Here is a 15772-nt window from a genome sequence, read left to right on the forward strand (position 1 = left end):
CTTTGCCCCCTACCCGCGCGGCGCCAGCATGATCACCGCCATGCCGGCCAGCGCCAGCGCGCAGCCGATCGCGTCCCAGCGGTCCGGCCGCACGCCGTCCACCAGCCACAACCAGCCTATCGCCACCGTCACGTAGACGCCGCCGTAAGCGGCGTAAGTGCGGCCGGCCGCCGCCGGATGCAGGGTCAGCAGCCAGGCGAACAGCGCCAGCGACAACGCGGCCGGAACCAGCAGCCACCAGGATTTCCCCTCGCGCAACACCAGCCACGGCAGATAACAGCCGACGATCTCGGCCAACGCGGTCAACACGAACAGGCCCGCCATGCGCGACAGGCCGGACAACCATTCCATACACCCTCTCCTGCATCCCGCGCCAGTCCTGGCGCTATGGATGTCATCTAAAATAACAATTTAACAATCAAATATCATTTAAATATCATATAGAAATCAGCACCACCTACAGGAGAAAACCATGGCCCCATTCGCTATCTTAGGGCTCGATCACATCGTGTTGCGCGTCGCCGATCCCGCCCGCTCCGAGCGTTTCTATCTGGAAGCGCTGGGCTGCCGAGTGGTGAAGAGACAGGAAAAACTGGGATTGGTGCATCTGGACGCGGGCAGCGCGCTGATCGACCTGCTGCCCGGCGGCGAAACGGCCGGCAACAATGTCGACCACTTCTGTCTGCGGGTGGAGCCATTCGATGAAGACGCGATCCGCGCCCATTTGATCCAGCTGGGCATCGCCGTCGAGCCGGCCAAGCAGCGCTTCGGCGCCGAAGGCACCGGCCCGTCGATCTACCTGCGCGACCCGGACGGCAACGGCGTCGAGCTGAAAGGTCCGGCGGCGGCCTAAGCGCCAAGGCCGCCGACGGGGGGCCTCGCAGAGCACGGCAAGGAAGCAACTCAAACACTAGAGCCGCTGATAACGCCCTGAGTCAAGGCGCGCCGACGCAGACAGTACACATGGTACGGCAAGAAAGCGCAACGCAGGATCAGGGCGCTATCAGCTGCTCAGACGATGCAGACGGATGATGGCTTCGCCGGTTGGACTGGCCACGATGTCGCGCAGCGTATAGCCGTCCAGCGTCAGGAAAAAGGCCGCCAGCGCCTCGTCCAGCGCGCCTTTCAGCAAACAGCCGCGGCTCAGCGCGCACGGAGGTTCGGCGCAGTCTATCAACTGAGGCTTGCCTTCCAGCGTGCGCACCACCTCGCCCAACCGGTAGTGTTCGGGCTGCCGCGCCAACGCCATGCCCCCGCCCTTGCCCCGGGTGGTGGCCAGCCAGCCCTGCTGCGCCATGAAGTGCACCACCTTGACCAGGTGGTTGCGCGACACCTCGAACCGCTCGGCGATCTCCGGAATGGTGGCCAGCTGGCCGGGCTGCTGCCCGGTCAGGTACATCAGCACGCGCAGTCCTAGGTCGGTGAATCGGGTCAGTTGCATGTCTATCTTCGGTGCGGGGAGTCGGCGGCAGCATACCGCGTCTGGCCGATGGCCTCAATCGTCGCCGGGGTGGGAGCCGAACACTTCGTAATGGATGCGGTCGGCCGCCACGCCCAGGCCGCGCAGGCTGTCGCGCTGCGCGCGCATGAAGCCCAGCGGGCCGCACAGGTAATAGTCGGCATCCGGCAGCAGCGCCAGGCTCTTGATCTCGTGCAGGCTCAGGCGGCCGGCCGCGTGGTAATCGGCGCCGATCACATCCTGCGCGCGCGGCGTCTCGTAACAAACATGAATCCGCAACTGCGGATGGCGTTCGGCCAACTGTCGCACTTTCGCGCCCATCGCGTGCGCGCCGCCGTGCCGGGCAGCGTGCAGGAAACGCACCTCGCGGCCGCCGCGCTTGAGAAGCTGGCCCAGCATCGCCTGCATCGGCGTCTGGCCGACGCCGGCGCTGATCAGCACTGCCGGGCCGTTCCGTTCCTCATGCAGGAAGAAGTCGCCCTGCGGCGCGCTCAGCTCCAGCACGTCGCCAACCTGGACCTCGCGATGCAGCAGATTGGACATGCGGCCGGCCGGCTTGCCTTCTCCCGCGTCTTCGCGCTTGACCGAGATGCGCAGGTGCTCGCCGTTGGGCGCGTCGGACAGGCTGTACTGGCGCGGCTGGCTCAGCCCCCACTCGACGACGAAACGCTTCACCGACACGTACTGGCCGGGCTTGAACGGCGGCAGCGCGCCGCCGTCGCAGGGCTCCAGATAGAACGACGCGATCTCCTCGCTCTCCGTTTCCCTTTTCGCCACCCGGAACGGCCGCCAGCCGCTCCAGCCGCCATCGGCGTTGGTGGTTTCGCGGTACATGCCGTTTTCGATGCCGATCAGCGTGTCCGCCAGCAAGCCGTAGGCCTCGGCCCAGGCCTGGATCAGATCGTCGCCGGCCGCCTCGCCCAGCACCTCGCGGATGGAGGCCAGCAGATGCTTGCCGACGATGGGATAGTGCTCGGCGCGTATGCCCAGGCTGACATGCTTGTGCGCGACGCGGGTCAACACCGGCAGCAGCGGCGACGGATCGTCGATATGCTGGGCGTAGGCCAGCACCGCCATCGCCAATGCCTGCTGCTGCTGGCCGGAATGCTGATGGCCCTGGTTGAACACGTTCTTCAGTTCCGGATTGTGTTCGAACATGCGGCGGTAGAAATGGCTGGTCAGCGCCACGCCGTGCTGCTGCAGCACCGGCACGGTGGCTTTGACCAGGGATCGGGTTTGTTCGCTCAGCATGTCAGCTCCTTAAGATATTCAAAAAATACATCTTCACTGCCGAAAAAAATCCCCTGACCGCCGGGGACCCTTAAAAGATGTTTAAATAATACATGTTTATTTGATCTGCGTCACAAAACTACAGCTGCAACGCCGCGCGCGCGTCACGAGAAATTGAAATCGATCACCTGGTAGAAGGCGTTGCCGGTGTCCGCCACTTCCCATACCGCCAGCACCACGTGATAACCGCGGCGTTCCGGCAGACGGACTTGATGGATGGTCGGCTGCGGCGGGGTCAGCTCCGCCTGGTGCTCCCAGAACGGCTGGGCGGTCAGCTCTGCCTTGTAGAACGGCTCCGCCTCGAACTGGGCGCGCGTCAGCGGCCGGTTCGGGTCCCAATCCGCCTTGGTGATGAAGTAGTTCCAACGTCGCGTCGGATGGACGGCGTGGTAGCTCCACTTGAACTCCTGAATCTGGCCGGATTTCACCGGATGCTTGTGCCAGCGGTCGGCGCTCTGCTCGTCCAGCACCGCCGAGTGCTCCTGCCCGGCGCTGGCTATCCTGCCGTCGACCGGCGGCTTGGCGTTGACGGCGTCGGACGGCGCCAGCGGATCATGCAGGCTGGCCTCCATCGCCGGGAAGAATTTGCCGCTCTCCAGGCCGTTGACATGCCAGCTCTGCAGCGGACATTGCGCGTTGACGCCGTCGACGCACAGCTGGCCGCGCGAGGCAGGCGCGAAAACTTGGCCGTGGCGAGGCTGGGCGACGGATTGGGACTCCACCTTGGTCTGGCTCATTGCATCCCCTTGTATCGGTATGGGTTGGAAAGCCGGACAGTTTGCCCGGCTGTTGGCAGCGTAAGCGCCACCCTACCCGTCTTGCCCCATCCTTTGTACCGGCAGACCGGCTCGGCGCATGACCCCCCATCCAAATGGCCTGGCGGCGCTTGCGTTTCGCCGCGGCCTGTACTCCCGAGCACCCGCGTGGGCGCGCGCCGCCGCCATCTCATTTATTTGGTATATTGCGTAACAAAATTACAATGACATTGAGCCAAAAGGCTTCGTCAACGCCAGCAAAACCAAGAGGAGACAATAACCATGCCCCATCCGTCCCTGACCCGCCCCGCGCTTTTGGGCGTCCTGATCGCCGCCCTGTTCTCACCCACCATCCAGGCCGCGGAGGCTTTCGGCGCGCCCGGCGCCGCGCCGGTCCGCGGCCCGGCTTCCAAGTCCTTCGTCGGCACCGCGGTCAACAGCCCTTCCCGCGTCTACTTCACTGGCTATCGCGGCATCGTGTCCGAGGTGTATTACCCGGCGCTGGACACGCCGGAATCGGTGGATCTGCAGTTTCTGGTCGGCGACGCCGGCAAGACCTTCGTCGACGAGGAGAAACGCCAGGCCTACTCCGCCGGCCAGAGCGACAAACGCACGATGAGCTGGATCGCCAGCACCGGCAATGATGGCCACAATTGGCGGATCAGCAAACGCATCTTCGCCGACCCCAACCGCGACGCGCTGGTGCAGCGCGTGACCTTCACCGCGCTGAACGGCCATACAGTCGGCGACTTCAATCTATACGTGCTGTTCAAGCCCTATCTCGACAACTCCGGCAGCGGCAACAGCGCCCAGACCGTGGCCGCAGCCGGCGGCTACGCGCTGGCGGCCAGCCGCAACAGCCGCGCCTCGGCGCTGATGGCCAGCCTGCCATGGAAGACCGTCAACGGCCAGGCCATGCTGTCCAACGGCTTCGTCGGCCAGAGCGACGGCTGGACCGATCTGATAGGCAGCGGCGACAACACGATGAATTGGACCTACGGCTCGGCCACCAACGGCAACGTCGCCCAGACCGGCTGGCTGGACCTGGGCGATCCGGCCGCGGCCAGCGTGTCTTTCGACATGGCGCTGGGCTTCGGCAAAAGCCAGGGCGACGCCGTCAACGCCGCCGCCGCGTCCTTGGGCAGCGATCTTTCAGCCGCGCAACAGCAGTACGACAACGCCTGGCACGCCTACGCCGCCGGCCTGTCCACCCAGGGCGGCCTGGCCGACGACCGCTACTACCTGGCGGCGATGACGCTGAAGACGATGCAGGACAAGAGCAACGGCGCGATGATCGCCGGCATCGGCACGCCATGGGGCGAGACCCAGGGCGACGCCAATCAGGGCGGCTACCACCTGGTATGGCCGCGCGACCTGTTCAAGTTCGCCAACGCCCTCTATACCGCCGGCGACGCCGCCACGGCGTCCACGGTGGTGGGCTACCTTTTCAACACGCTGCAGCAGGGCAGCGACTGCGGCGCGGCGGAATACAACGCGCCAGGCTGCGCCGCCGGCTTCAGCCGTGTCGGCCGCTTCCCGCAGAACGCCTGGATCAGCGGCTGGCCGTACTGGCAGGGCACGCAGATGGACGAGCAGGCGATGCCCATCCTGCTGGCCTGGCGGCTGGGGCCGTCCGTTTCCAATCCGCTGTGGCCCAAGATCAAGCTGACCGCCGACTACATCGTCGCCACCGGCCCGTGGAGCTACCAGGAGCGCTGGGAGGAGAACTCCGGCTACTCGCCGTCGACCCTCGCCGCCGAGATCGCCGGCCTGGTGGCCGCCGCCGACATCGCCCGCGCCAACGGCGACGACGCCAGCGCCGGCCGCTACCTGTCCGCCGCCGACTACTGGCAGCAGAACGTCGCCGCCTGGACCTATACCACCAGCGGCGGCTTCGGCAACGGCAGCTACTACATCCGGATCAATCCGGCCAATCGCGCGGGAAGCGGCGCCGACCGCGCCAGCTTCAATCCGTCCGCCGGGCCGGATACGCCTCAGACGCTGACGGTGAAGAACGGCGGCGGCAGCCATGACGCGCGCCGCGTGGTGGACGGCGGCTTTCTGGAGTTGGTGCGGATGGGCGTCAAACGCGCCGACGACCCCACCATCGTCAACACCATGTCGGTATTCGACAGCGTGCTCGGCCAATACCTGGCGCTGCCCGGCGCGCCCAAGCTGCCGGCTAACGCCTGGTTCCGCTACAACTTCGACGGCTACGGCGAGCACAACGACGGCGGCGACTTCGATGGCGCGGGCGTCGGCCGGCTGTGGCCGATCTTCACCGCCGAGCGCGGCATGTACGAAATCGCCCGCCAGGGGGCGGGCAGCGCCGGCCAACCGTACTTCTCCACGCTGAAGCTGCTGGCCACGCCGGAAGGCATGCTGCCGGAGCAGGTATGGTCGAACAGCGCCACGCTGCCGGACGGCTGGGCGGTGACCACGCCGCCCGGCTACCAGCCGGGCAGCGCCACCAACTCAATGGGGCCGCTGAACTGGGCGATGGGCGAATACATCAGCCTGCTGGCCTCGATCAACGCCGGCCGCATCGTCGATGTTCCGCAAGCGGTCTGCGCCCGCTACAACAACTGCCGCGCCGCGCCCAAGGCCGGCGAGGTGGCGGTGGCCATCAACGCCAGCGCCGGCACGCAGTGGGGCCAGCAGGTCTACATCACCGGCAATGCCCGCGCGCTGGGCAACTGGAACACCGACCTCGGCATCCCGCTGGACGCGGCCGCCTATCCTTCGTGGCGAAACGGCGTCAACTTGCCGGCCGGCCAACAGATCGCCTACAAGTACTACCGCAAGAACGCCGACGGCAGCGTGAGCTGGGAGAACCGGTCCGGCAACCGCAGCCTGCAGACGCCAGCTAGCGGCAGCCTCAACCTGAACGACCAGGTGAGCTGGTGATCCCTCGCCGCGCCGGACTCCTCATCCTGATAGGCCTGGCGGCGGCTGGCGGCGCGGCCTGGCGGCTGCGGCAAGCGGAGCCCCCTTCTCCTCCGCAGGCCACCGCCAAACCGGCCGCCGCGCCGCCGGTCCAACCCATCGTCCATCAAGCCACGCCCGCCACGCAGTGGCGGCCGCCAGCCCGTCCGGCGCTGCCGCCGATGAAAAAGGGCGGCGACAGCTGGCGGCCGGATGCCGCGCCGGTGGTGGCCAAAGTGGAAATCCAGCGCGGCGCGCCGGATATTCCCGACGCGCAGCCGCTGCCCAGGCCGCCCGATCCCTGATCCGGCTGCGGTGTCTTGCCGCGTAGATGACGAAGGCCCGGTCTGCCGGGCCTTTTTCTTGCTTCACAATCAAGCCCGCATATCCAGAAACAAAAAACAGGAGACTCAAGATGGCGCAGCTGGAAATCATCGCGCTCGACGCCGCGCAAACCCAAGCCCGCGTGCCGCAACTGGCCGAACTCTTGCACGCCTGCGTGCATGACGGCGCCAGCATCCATTTCGTGCAGCCCTTCCCCATTGAACAAGCCGCCGCGTTCTGGCGCGACAAGACCTTGCCCGGCGTCGCCGGCGGCGGCCGCGTGCTGCTGGCGGCGCTGGCGGACGGCGAACTGGCCGGCAGCGCGCAGCTGGACTGCGACACCCCGCCCAACCAGCCGCACCGCGCCGAGGTCTGCAAGCTGATGGTGCATCCGCGCCACCGCCGCCTGGGGCTGGCCCGCGCGCTGATGGCGGAATTGGAGCTCCAGGCGCGGCAACGCGGCCGCAGCCTGTTGACGCTGGACACCGCCAGCGGCGACAAGGCCGAGCCGCTGTACCTGTCGCTGGGCTATCTGGCAGCCGGCCGGATCCCCGGCTACGCCTGGGACGGCCGCGGCGAAAAACTGCAAGCCACCACGCTGATGTACAAGGTGTTGTAGGCGCGGAAAAGCTGGGCAAGCCCGGCCTCATCCGATTTTGGTATTCCTGCGTGGAAGATGGGCCAACAAGAAGCATCCACGCTTCCGCAGCGCCCGCTCCCTTCAAGCCTGCCGCCGGGCGGCAGGCCCGAGGTTTTAAGCGGCTGCCTGTCCGAGCCCCGCGACGTTAGCGCGGGGCGAGTTCAGCCGCGCCTCGGGCCTGACTCTGCTCGGCGGGAAGCCGCAGGCCAGGCTTGCAGGGTGGCTTTTAGGGGTGGAGGGGATATTTGGCCACACAAATATCCCTTCCCTGCTCGCCGGGCAGCCCCGGCATTCAAAACCATCATCCGCGCAGCGGATTCAATATAAAGGGAGCCCAAAACGGGCTCCCAGACAATGGCTCACGCCCGTTGCGCCGCAGCAGCCTTCCTGCCGCCCCAGCCCAGCAGCTTCAAGGCGAAGCGGCCCAGATACAGCACGCCCAGCGCGAACACGATGTCGCCCGGCACCCGCAGCCACACCAGATTCTGCATCAGCGCCGAGTGCACCACCTCCGGCGAGCGCGCATACCACAAACCATGCTCGATGCTGGCCCAGGCCTGGTAGATGCCGGAGGGCAGGATGGACATGAACACCATCATGAACAGGCCGATGTTGAGCATCCAGAAGGTCGGCTTCAACAGGCCGTCATCCCATTGCTCCGCCTCCGACACGCCGCGCAGGCAGAACAGCATCAAGCCTATGCCCAGCATGCCGTAGACGCCGAACAGCGCCGCGTGGCCGTGGGCCGGCGTCATGTTCAGCCCCTGCACGTAGTACAGCGAGATCGGCGGGTTGATGGCGAAGCCCAGCAGGCCGGCGCCCACGGTATTCCACAAGCCGACCGCGACGAAGCACAGGATGGCCCACTTGTAGCGCGCCACCCACGGCGCGGCGCCGCCGCGGCGGTAAGTCTGCCAGCCCTCGAAGCCCACCAGCGCCAGCGGCACCACTTCGAACGCCGAGAACACCGCGCCGATCGAGATCACCGCGGTGGACGCGCCGGTGAAGTACAGATGGTGCAGCGTGCCCAGGATGCCGCCGAACAGGAAGACAATGGTTTCCAGCACGATGGCGCGGTTGGCGCTGGCCATGCGGATCAGGCCCAGCCGCGCGAAGATCAGCGCGATCACCGCGGTGGCGAACACTTCGAAGAAGCCTTCCACCCACAGGTGTACCAGCCACCAGCGCCAGTACTCGATCATCGAGTAATGGGTATGCTGGCCCCAGGCCAGCGAGGTGGCGTAGAACAGGCCGATGCAGGCCGCGGACAGCAGCAGCATCGCGATCAGGCTGCGGCCCTCGGTCTCCGGATTGCGCAGCGCCGGCAGCAACGCGCGCGCCACCAGGAACAGCCAGAACAACAGGCCGATGAACAGCAAGATCTGCCACACCCGGCCCATGCTGGTGTAGGCGAGGCCCTGGTTGCCGATCCAGAAGCTGAAGTCGGTGCCCAGCCGCTGCAGCGTGCCCAGCCAGCCGCAGACGGTGGAGCCGACCACGATGAAGATCAGCGCCCAGAACAACACGTCCACGCCCAGTTTCTGATGCTTGGGCTCATGGCCGGACAGCAACGGCGCGATATACAGGCCGGTGGCCAGCCAGGCGGTGGCGATCCACAACACGCCGAACTGGGTGTGAATGGTGCGGCTCACCACCCAGGGCAGCACCTCGGCCAGCGGCAGGCCGAAGAAGCTGTGGCCCTCCACCGCGTAGTGGGCGGTGATGGCGCCCATGCCCACCTGGGTCAGCAACAGGCCGATCACCACATAGAAATACTTGCGGGTGGCGCGCATCGACGGCGTGGCCTTGAGCCGGCCCAGCGGGTCGGCATCCGGCACCTGAGCGGGCTCCTCGCCTTCGCCGGCGGCCATGTGATACCACACCATGGCGGCGATGCCGGCCAGCATCAGGATCACGCTGGCGATAGACCACATGCCGTTGGCCGCGGTGGGCGCGTTGCCGACCAGCGGCTCATGCGGCCAGTTGTTGGTGTAGGACACGCCGGTCTCGCCCGGCCGGTCGGCGGCTGCGGACCAGGCCGACCAGAAGAAGAACGCCGACACCGCCAGACGATCTTCGGCCGACGGCAGCGCGTTGGCGGTCATCGCGTACTGCTCGCGCAATTTGTCGAAAGCCGTATCTGCGCCGTACAGGCCCTGATAATGAGCGGCCACCTCGCGCGCGGCGGCGGCGCGGGCCGCGCTCAGCGTCAGCGTGTCGCTGGCCGCGTCATAGCCGTTGGCGCGCATCTCGCGGCGCAGCTCGGCGTCCAGCATGCCCTGATGGCCGACATCCAGCTGCGCGTAAGGCTTGCCGAAGCGCTGCTTGGCCCACTCCTCGCGCAGCGCCAGCGCCTCGCGGTGCAGCCAGTCGGCCGACCAGTCCGGCGCCACGTAGCTGCCGTGCCCCCACACCGTGCCCAGCTGCTGGCCGCCAGACGCCAGCCAGGCCTGCTGGCCGCGGCGTATCTGCTCGCCGGTGAACAGCGTCTTGCCGTCGGCGCCCTGCACCGCCGTCGGTATCGGCGGCGCCGCCTGATAGATTTCCTTGCCCATATAGAGCAGGACCGAGAATGACAGCAGGCAGATCACCGCCAGCCATCCCCATAGTCTTCGCGTGTTTTTCATATGCGCTCCCTTCGCGGGCCTCCCAAGTAACTGACTCAATCCGCAGCCTACATGCCGGAAATAAAGATGTATATATTGCACATCTTTAAGCATGATGCAGATCAAGTCCGCGGAATCCATCCCTTGAAAACGCATGAAAAAAGGCGGCCCCGCATGGGAGCCGCCTGGCAGGAACAAGCAGCCGTTCAGGCCAGGTGCGACCAGCCGGACCAGCCCAGATACAGCCCCACCAGCATGATCAGCGCGCCGGAGACATACGGCGCTCTCCTCACCCATGCGCCGAAACCGCTCCAGCGGCGCGACACATGCTTGACGCTCAACGCCGCCAGCACGCCGGACGCCACCATGGTCAAGGCCAGGCCTATGCTGAAGCACAACACCAGCGTCGCGCCCAGCGCCGCCTGCTTCAGCTGCAGGCACAGCAGCAGCACGGTGATGGAGGCCGGGCACGGCACCAGGCCGCCGGTCAGGCCGAACAGCACGATCTGGCCGGTGGTGACGTCGCGGCCGGCGAAGCGGCGGCGGATGTCGTTGGCGTGCGCCCTCTCGTGCGGGTCCTGATAGCCGGACGCGGACACATCCAGGCCCTCGTCCCGAACCTCCGCATGATGACCATGCTCGGCGAATTCGATGTCGTAGTCATGGCTGTGATGGCCGTGCCCCAGCTTCAGGCGCGCGACGAAGGCGTGCGGCTCGGGAATGTCTTCCACCGACTCCAGGAAAGCGCCGACGTCGCGGAAAGCGAAAACCTGGCGGCCGCCGTCGGCGCGCTCCGTTTCCAGCACAACTTGATCGGCCCGCCACGCCAGCCGATGGCCATCCGCCGCGGCCAGGCGGAAGCGCGGCGGCATGCCGGCCTCGGCAATCTCCAGCGCCACCACGCCGTGGCCGGTGTCGATCTCCCTGGCCTCGCCATCATGGTGATGGTGATCGTGGCCATGCCGGCTATGGCGCCAGGTGCGCCACATCATCCACGCGGCCACCATGATCACCAGCGCCGCCGATGCGATCTGAAAATACGGCTCCGCGGTTTCGGCATTCCAGCTGCGGCCGAAATGCAAACCTGCCAGCGCCACCAGCCACACCACCGCGGTGTGGGACACGGTGGCGGCCAGGCCAAGCAGCACGGCCTGGCGCACCGTGCCGCGGATGGCGACGATGAAGGCGGCCATCATGGTCTTGGAGTGGCCCGGCTCCAGGCCGTGCAAGGCGCCCAGCGCGATGGCGCTGGGCATGAACAGCCAGGCGTTGCCCTGCTGCAGCAGGGCGGAGAACGAAGTCATGGCGATTTCCGGGTAGGAGGTAGGTGCGCCGCATTATACTCACCCCCAGTATCAATATACTAGCCCCCAGTATATGCCATGCTAAGATCAGGTGATCGAGAACGGAGAACCACACGATGTCGCACACGGTACGGGACAAGGCCAAACTGCTGGCGCGGGTGCGCCGCCTGAAGGGCCAGGCCGCCGCGCTGGAAAAACAACTGGAGAGCGATGGCGACTGTTCGGCCATCCTGCAGCAGATCGCCGCGATACGCGGCGCGGTCAACGGGCTGATGCTAGCGGTGATGGAAGGCCATCTGACCGACCACGTGGTCAAGGAGCCGGAGCTGGAGCAGCGCCAGCACGACCTGGACGCCGTGCTGCAAGTGCTCCGCTCCTATCTGAAATAGCCGGAAACCGCCACCGGTTCAGGGCTTGCGCACATGCACCACGCCGGTCATGTACGGGTGCACCGCGCAGAAGTAGGCATAGTCGCCTTCCTTGTCGAACACATGCTCGTAGTGATCGTCGGTGTCCAGCGCCTTGGAGACGAAGGACTTGTCGCGGCCCGACACCGTATGCGGGACTTCATCATGGTTGACCCACGTCACCTTGGCGCCCGGCGCCACCGTGACCTCCTTCGGCGTGAACGCGAACTTGCTGATGTCCACCTGCTGCGGTCCGGCCCAGGCCATGCCGGCGGCCAGCCAGGCGCCCAGCGCCGCTCCCGGTTTCCAAGCGCTCATGCCATCCCCCTCTCTCAATGATCCAGCGGCGTGTCGACCATCGCCAGCTGGCCGCTGCCCGGAACGATGGTCAGCTGCCGGGTGCCCAGCAGCTTGCCCAACTCCCCGGCCGGCACCTTGACCGGCGCCGGCTCGCCGAAACCAGCCTGGCCCGGCGTCGGCAGCGGATAGGCCAGCGAGCGCGCGGTGTGGAAGGCGACATGCCCCTCCACTTTCTGCATCACCTGATGAATATGGCCGTTCAACACCGTCACCGAGCCGAACGGCCGCAGCAACGCCATCACCCGGTCGGCGTCGGCGGTGCCCCAGCCCCACGGCTCGTACACCGTCCACAAGGGAATATGGGCCAGCACGATGATGGGCGTGGAACGGGACAGCCCGGCCAGATCGCGCTTCAGCCAGGCCAGTTGCTCGTCGCCCAGCGCCGCCAGCCGGCCGGTGGAGAAGTTCAGTACATTGTTGAGCGCGACGAAGTGGACGCCGCCCTGGTCGAAGCTGTACCAGGCCTTGCCCTTGCCGTCGTGGTCGAAGAACTTCAGATAGCCGGACACGCCGTCGTCCAGCGCGTCATGCTCGCCGGGAATGGTGTGGACGCGGTCGACGCGGATCTCCTTGAACATCTGCCGGCCCAGGTCGAACTCCTCCGGCTTGGACAGGTGGCTGACGTCGCCGGTGTGCACGGCGAAGGCCGGCGCCCGCTGCAAGGCATTGATGTCGGCGATCGCGCGGCGCAGGCTGCCCTGCACGTCGGGATTGGCCTCGCGGTGGAAGCCGAGGTGGGTGTCGCTGATCTGCACGAAACTCAAGCCGCTCTCGCCGGCGCCCATCTCTTCGGCGGCCTGCGCCCGCGGCACGCCGCCCGCCATGGTCCACACCAGCGCCGCGCCGGACCAGGCGGCCAGACAGCCCAAGGCCTCGCGGCGGCCTGCATCCGGCGCGCCTTCTTGATCCGTTGCATTCTTTTCGTCCATCGCCCGCTCCTTTCGCAATGCGCCTCCGCCCGGTCGTCCGACCGGATCGGCCGCTTGGCGGCGACGCGCTGAGCTGGTTGTAGGATGGGCATCCGGCTCAGTCAAGCCGCGCCGCTGTGGAATGAAAACGACAACGGTTTGAGAGGCTGCGGATAATTTTCTTGAAACTAGACGACTGGTCTAGTAGTATTCAGCGCATGTCACGAGCCAATCATTCAGCCGACACCCGCGAGCACCTGCTGGCCACCGGCGAGGAAATCATCCTCGGCAAAGGCTTCGCAGCCGTCGGGCTGGCGGAGATCCTCTCCACCGCCGGCGTGCCCAAGGGGTCGTTCTACCATTACTTTCCGTCCAAGGAAGGCTACGGCGTCGAAATGCTGCGCCGCTACTTCCTGAGTTACGACGAAAGACTGGTGGTGCTGCTGCGGCCCGAGTCCGGCAACGCCCGCGACTGCCTGATCCGCTATTTCCAGGGCTGGCTGGACACCCACCGCTGCACCGAACAGAGCCATACCTGCCTGGCGGTGAAACTGGCGGCGGAAGTGTCCGACCTGTCCGAGCCGATGCGCGAAATGCTGGCCGAAGGCATGGGCCGGCTGATTTCCCGCCTGGCCGACGCCATACGCCGCGGCCAGGCCGAAGGCAGCCTGTGCACCTATCTGGAAGCCGACGAGTTGGCCGCCAGCCTGTACAGCCTGTGGGTGGGCAGCGCGCTGCTGTACAAGGTGCAGCGCTCCGACCAGCCCATGCACAACGCCTACCGCTTGACGGAAACCATGCTGCCGCAGCCTGACAACGCCAGCTGTAAACGATAAAGAGAGCCCCCCGCCGCAGCCGGCGGGTTTTCTTGAAACCAATACTAGACGACTGGTCTACTCATTTAATTGAAATGGAGCGAATCATGAACGAAACCTTGCAACTGATGCACAGCCATCGCAGCGTGCGCAGCTATCAGGACAAGCCCGTCGCCCCGGAACTGCTGGACGCCGTGCTGGACGCCGCCTGGAAAGGCCCCACCTCGATCAACGGCCAGCAGGTCTCGCTGGTGGTGGTGCAGGACGCCGAACGCCGCCGGCGCATCGCCGAAATCGCCGGCGGACAACCGTGGATCGCGCAGGCGCCGGTGTTCGTCGCTGTGGTGATGGACTTCCACAAAACCCATCTCGGCGTGGAGATGGCCGGCGAAAAGCAGGTGATACACGACAGCGTGGAAGCCTTCGCCGTCGGCTCGGTGGATGCCGGCATCGCGCTGGGCAACATGATCACCGCCTCGCACGCCGCCGGTCTGGGCGTGGTGCCGATCGGCGGCATCCGCCGCGATCCGCAGGCGATGATAGACCTGCTGGATCTGCCGGAACTGACCTTCCCGCTGGTTGGCCTGGTGATAGGCCACGTTCAGGATGACGCCGAACAGAAACCCCGCCTGCCGCGCTCGAGCTTCGTCCATCGCGAAAGCTACCAGGCCGCTGAGCTGGCCGGCCACATCGCCGCCTACGACGACACCCTGCGCCGCCACTGGCAGGACATCGGCCGCGCCGACGGCGAGCCCTGGACCGCCAACACCGCGCGCTACTACCGCCAGGTTTACTTCCCCAAGGTCGCGCCCGTCGCGCGCGCCCAGGGTTTTGGCTTCGAGCAGTAACTCCGACCACTCCTCCAAGGAAACCGATATGCACGCCGACAAACTGCTGACCCCGCTGCAAATGGGCGCCGTCGCCCTGGCCAACCGCGTGGCGATGGCCCCGCTGACCCGCCTGCGCAACATCGAACCGGGCGACGTGCCCGGCCCGCTGGCCAAGGAATACTATCGCCAGCGCGCCAGCGCCGGCCTGATCGTGGCCGAGGGCACCCACATCTCGCCCACCGCCAAGGGCTATGCCGGCGCGCCCGGCATCTACAGCGAGGAACAGGTCCGCGCCTGGAGCGAAGTGACCGACGCCGTGCATCAGGACGGCGGCAAGATCGCGCTGCAACTGTGGCACACCGGCCGCATCTCGCACCGCTCGCTGCAGCCTAACGGCGACGCGCCGGTCGGCCCCTCCGCCATCCAGGCCGACAGCCGCACCAATATCCGCGCCGCCGACGGCAGCTTGGTGCGCGAGCAATGCGACACCCCGCGCGCGCTGGAAATCGAGGAAATCGAGGACATCATCGAGGACTACCGCCGCGCCACAGACAACGCGCGCCGCGCCGGCTTCGACCTGGTGGAAATCCACGGCGCCCACGGCTATCTGATCGACCAGTTCCTGTCGCCGCAAGCCAACGTCCGCGCCGACCAGTACGGCGGCAGCGTGGAAAACCGCGCCCGCTTCCTGCTGGAAGTGGTGGACGCGGTGGTGGCCGAGTGGGACGCCGATCACGTCGGCATCCGCATCTCGCCGCTGGGCATCTTCAACGGCGTCACCAACACCGACCAGCTGGAGATGGCGCTGTACCTGGCCGAGCAGCTGGCCAAGCGCAAGCTGGCTTTCCTGCACATCTCCGAGCCCGACTGGGCCGGCGGCCCGGTGTTGGACGACGGCTTCCGCGCCGAGCTGCGCCAGCGCTATCCGGGGGTGATAATCGGCGCCGGCGGCTACACCGCGGAAAAGGCCGAAACGCTGCTGAGGAAAGGCTATATCGACGCCGCCGCCTTCGGCCGCAGCTATATCGCCAACCCGGACCTGGTGGAGCGGCTGAAGCGCAACGCCCCGCTGAATCCGCCCAAGCCGGACAGCTTCTACGGCGGCGGCGCGGAAGGCTATACCGACTACCCGGCGCTGTAAGCTCCCGG

The 15772-nt window shown here is 66.4% G+C and carries 16 protein-coding genes; 8 read left to right on the forward strand and 8 right to left on the reverse strand.

Annotated features, from left to right (window positions below; translation table 11 throughout):
* Positions 1 to 9: 9 nt before the first annotated feature.
* Positions 10 to 351, reverse strand: a complete 342-nt coding sequence (locus tag BKX93_RS08180; RefSeq protein ID WP_070979464.1) for a YnfA family protein — start codon at positions 349 to 351, stop codon at positions 10 to 12.
* 121 nt (positions 352 to 472) lie between these two features.
* Between BKX93_RS08180 and BKX93_RS08185 the strand changes: the two genes are divergently transcribed.
* Positions 473 to 853 carry a VOC family protein gene (locus BKX93_RS08185; RefSeq protein WP_070979466.1) on the forward strand — a complete coding sequence of 127 codons (381 nt, stop codon included), beginning with the start codon at positions 473 to 475 and terminating at the stop codon, positions 851 to 853.
* Positions 854 to 1003: 150 nt separating this feature from the next.
* Here the strand turns inward: BKX93_RS08185 and BKX93_RS08190 are convergent, their stop codons facing one another.
* From BKX93_RS08190 to BKX93_RS08200, 3 genes are all read right to left on the reverse strand, one after another.
* Positions 1004 to 1441 (reverse strand): RrF2 family transcriptional regulator, encoded by a 438-nt coding sequence (locus tag BKX93_RS08190; RefSeq protein ID WP_046157187.1) that lies wholly within the window; start codon positions 1439 to 1441, stop codon positions 1004 to 1006.
* Between the two features lie 54 nt (positions 1442 to 1495).
* Positions 1496 to 2710 carry an NO-inducible flavohemoprotein gene (gene hmpA / locus BKX93_RS08195; RefSeq protein WP_070979468.1) on the reverse strand — a complete coding sequence of 405 codons (1215 nt, stop codon included), beginning with the start codon at positions 2708 to 2710 and terminating at the stop codon, positions 1496 to 1498.
* A gap of 143 nt (positions 2711 to 2853) precedes the next feature.
* Positions 2854 to 3486 (reverse strand): lytic polysaccharide monooxygenase auxiliary activity family 9 protein, encoded by a 633-nt coding sequence (locus tag BKX93_RS08200; protein WP_070979469.1) that lies wholly within the window; start codon positions 3484 to 3486, stop codon positions 2854 to 2856.
* A gap of 300 nt (positions 3487 to 3786) precedes the next feature.
* Here BKX93_RS08200 and BKX93_RS08205 point away from each other — a divergent pair, with 300 nt between their 5' ends.
* From BKX93_RS08205 to BKX93_RS08215, 3 genes are all read left to right on the forward strand, one after another.
* Positions 3787 to 6411, forward strand: a complete 2625-nt coding sequence (locus tag BKX93_RS08205; RefSeq protein ID WP_083340477.1) for a glycoside hydrolase family 15 protein — start codon at positions 3787 to 3789, stop codon at positions 6409 to 6411.
* Entirely contained in the window at positions 6408 to 6734 is a 327-nt protein-coding gene (locus tag BKX93_RS08210; protein ID WP_222103296.1) for a hypothetical protein, read from the forward strand. Before BKX93_RS08205 ends, BKX93_RS08210 begins: the two co-directional genes overlap by 4 nt.
* 110 nt (positions 6735 to 6844) lie before the next feature.
* Positions 6845 to 7372, forward strand: a complete 528-nt coding sequence (locus BKX93_RS08215; protein WP_070979473.1) for a GNAT family N-acetyltransferase — start codon at positions 6845 to 6847, stop codon at positions 7370 to 7372.
* Positions 7373 to 7752: 380 nt separating this feature from the next.
* On the opposite strand, the gene BKX93_RS08220 is transcribed toward BKX93_RS08215, so the two are convergent.
* Both BKX93_RS08220 and BKX93_RS08225 read right to left on the reverse strand, forming a co-directional pair.
* A complete protein-coding gene (locus BKX93_RS08220; RefSeq protein WP_070979475.1) occupies positions 7753 to 10020 on the reverse strand; it encodes a nitric-oxide reductase large subunit in 2268 nt (755 codons plus the stop codon).
* A 185-nt stretch (positions 10021 to 10205) separates the two neighbouring features.
* Positions 10206 to 11303 (reverse strand): nickel/cobalt efflux transporter, encoded by a 1098-nt coding sequence (locus BKX93_RS08225; protein ID WP_070979477.1) that lies wholly within the window; start codon positions 11301 to 11303, stop codon positions 10206 to 10208.
* A 116-nt stretch (positions 11304 to 11419) separates the two neighbouring features.
* Here BKX93_RS08225 and BKX93_RS08230 point away from each other — a divergent pair, with 116 nt between their 5' ends.
* Positions 11420 to 11692 carry a metal/formaldehyde-sensitive transcriptional repressor gene (locus BKX93_RS08230; RefSeq protein ID WP_046157194.1) on the forward strand — a complete coding sequence of 91 codons (273 nt, stop codon included), beginning with the start codon at positions 11420 to 11422 and terminating at the stop codon, positions 11690 to 11692.
* 18 nt (positions 11693 to 11710) lie between these two features.
* Here the strand turns inward: BKX93_RS08230 and BKX93_RS08235 are convergent, their stop codons facing one another.
* Complete coding sequence (locus BKX93_RS08235) at positions 11711 to 12028, reverse strand: cupredoxin domain-containing protein (protein ID WP_070979479.1); 318 nt, start codon at positions 12026 to 12028, stop codon at positions 11711 to 11713.
* A 14-nt stretch (positions 12029 to 12042) separates the two neighbouring features.
* Positions 12043 to 12999, reverse strand: a complete 957-nt coding sequence (locus BKX93_RS08240; RefSeq protein ID WP_046157196.1) for a metallophosphoesterase family protein — start codon at positions 12997 to 12999, stop codon at positions 12043 to 12045.
* A 197-nt stretch (positions 13000 to 13196) separates the two neighbouring features.
* Here BKX93_RS08240 and BKX93_RS08245 point away from each other — a divergent pair, with 197 nt between their 5' ends.
* From BKX93_RS08245 to nemA, 3 genes are all read left to right on the forward strand, one after another.
* Positions 13197 to 13814, forward strand: a complete 618-nt coding sequence (locus tag BKX93_RS08245) for a TetR/AcrR family transcriptional regulator (protein ID WP_021477715.1) — start codon at positions 13197 to 13199, stop codon at positions 13812 to 13814.
* An 86-nt stretch (positions 13815 to 13900) separates the two neighbouring features.
* On the forward strand, positions 13901 to 14641 hold the full coding sequence (locus BKX93_RS08250) for an NADPH-dependent oxidoreductase (protein WP_070979480.1): 741 nt from the start codon (positions 13901 to 13903) through the stop codon (positions 14639 to 14641).
* A 28-nt stretch (positions 14642 to 14669) separates the two neighbouring features.
* Positions 14670 to 15764, forward strand: a complete 1095-nt coding sequence (nemA, locus tag BKX93_RS08255; protein WP_046167414.1) for an alkene reductase — start codon at positions 14670 to 14672, stop codon at positions 15762 to 15764.
* The last annotated feature ends 8 nt before the right edge of the window (positions 15765 to 15772 follow it).

This window comes from Chromobacterium vaccinii, from assembly GCF_001855275.1.
Lineage (GTDB): Bacteria > Pseudomonadota > Gammaproteobacteria > Burkholderiales > Chromobacteriaceae > Chromobacterium > Chromobacterium vaccinii.

Bases quoted from the DNA above. Each gene is read 5' to 3' on its own strand.
- BKX93_RS08180 (WP_070979464.1), bottom strand. From the start codon at position 351: ATGGAATGGTTGTCCGGCCTGTCGCGCATGGCGGGCCTGTTCGTGTTG.
- BKX93_RS08185 (WP_070979466.1), top strand. From the start codon at position 473: ATGGCCCCATTCGCTATCTTAGGGCTCGATCACATCGTGTTGCGCGTC.
- BKX93_RS08190 (WP_046157187.1), bottom strand. From the start codon at position 1,441: ATGCAACTGACCCGATTCACCGACCTAGGACTGCGCGTGCTGATGTAC.
- hmpA (WP_070979468.1), bottom strand. From the start codon at position 2,710: ATGCTGAGCGAACAAACCCGATCCCTGGTCAAAGCCACCGTGCCGGTG.
- BKX93_RS08200 (WP_070979469.1), bottom strand. From the start codon at position 3,486: ATGAGCCAGACCAAGGTGGAGTCCCAATCCGTCGCCCAGCCTCGCCAC.
- BKX93_RS08205 (WP_083340477.1), top strand. From the start codon at position 3,787: ATGCCCCATCCGTCCCTGACCCGCCCCGCGCTTTTGGGCGTCCTGATC.
- BKX93_RS08215 (WP_070979473.1), top strand. From the start codon at position 6,845: ATGGCGCAGCTGGAAATCATCGCGCTCGACGCCGCGCAAACCCAAGCC.
- BKX93_RS08220 (WP_070979475.1), bottom strand. From the start codon at position 10,020: ATGAAAAACACGCGAAGACTATGGGGATGGCTGGCGGTGATCTGCCTG.
- BKX93_RS08225 (WP_070979477.1), bottom strand. From the start codon at position 11,303: ATGACTTCGTTCTCCGCCCTGCTGCAGCAGGGCAACGCCTGGCTGTTC.
- BKX93_RS08230 (WP_046157194.1), top strand. From the start codon at position 11,420: ATGTCGCACACGGTACGGGACAAGGCCAAACTGCTGGCGCGGGTGCGC.
- BKX93_RS08235 (WP_070979479.1), bottom strand. From the start codon at position 12,028: ATGAGCGCTTGGAAACCGGGAGCGGCGCTGGGCGCCTGGCTGGCCGCC.
- BKX93_RS08240 (WP_046157196.1), bottom strand. From the start codon at position 12,999: ATGGACGAAAAGAATGCAACGGATCAAGAAGGCGCGCCGGATGCAGGC.
- BKX93_RS08245 (WP_021477715.1), top strand. From the start codon at position 13,197: ATGTCACGAGCCAATCATTCAGCCGACACCCGCGAGCACCTGCTGGCC.
- BKX93_RS08250 (WP_070979480.1), top strand. From the start codon at position 13,901: ATGAACGAAACCTTGCAACTGATGCACAGCCATCGCAGCGTGCGCAGC.
- nemA (WP_046167414.1), top strand. From the start codon at position 14,670: ATGCACGCCGACAAACTGCTGACCCCGCTGCAAATGGGCGCCGTCGCC.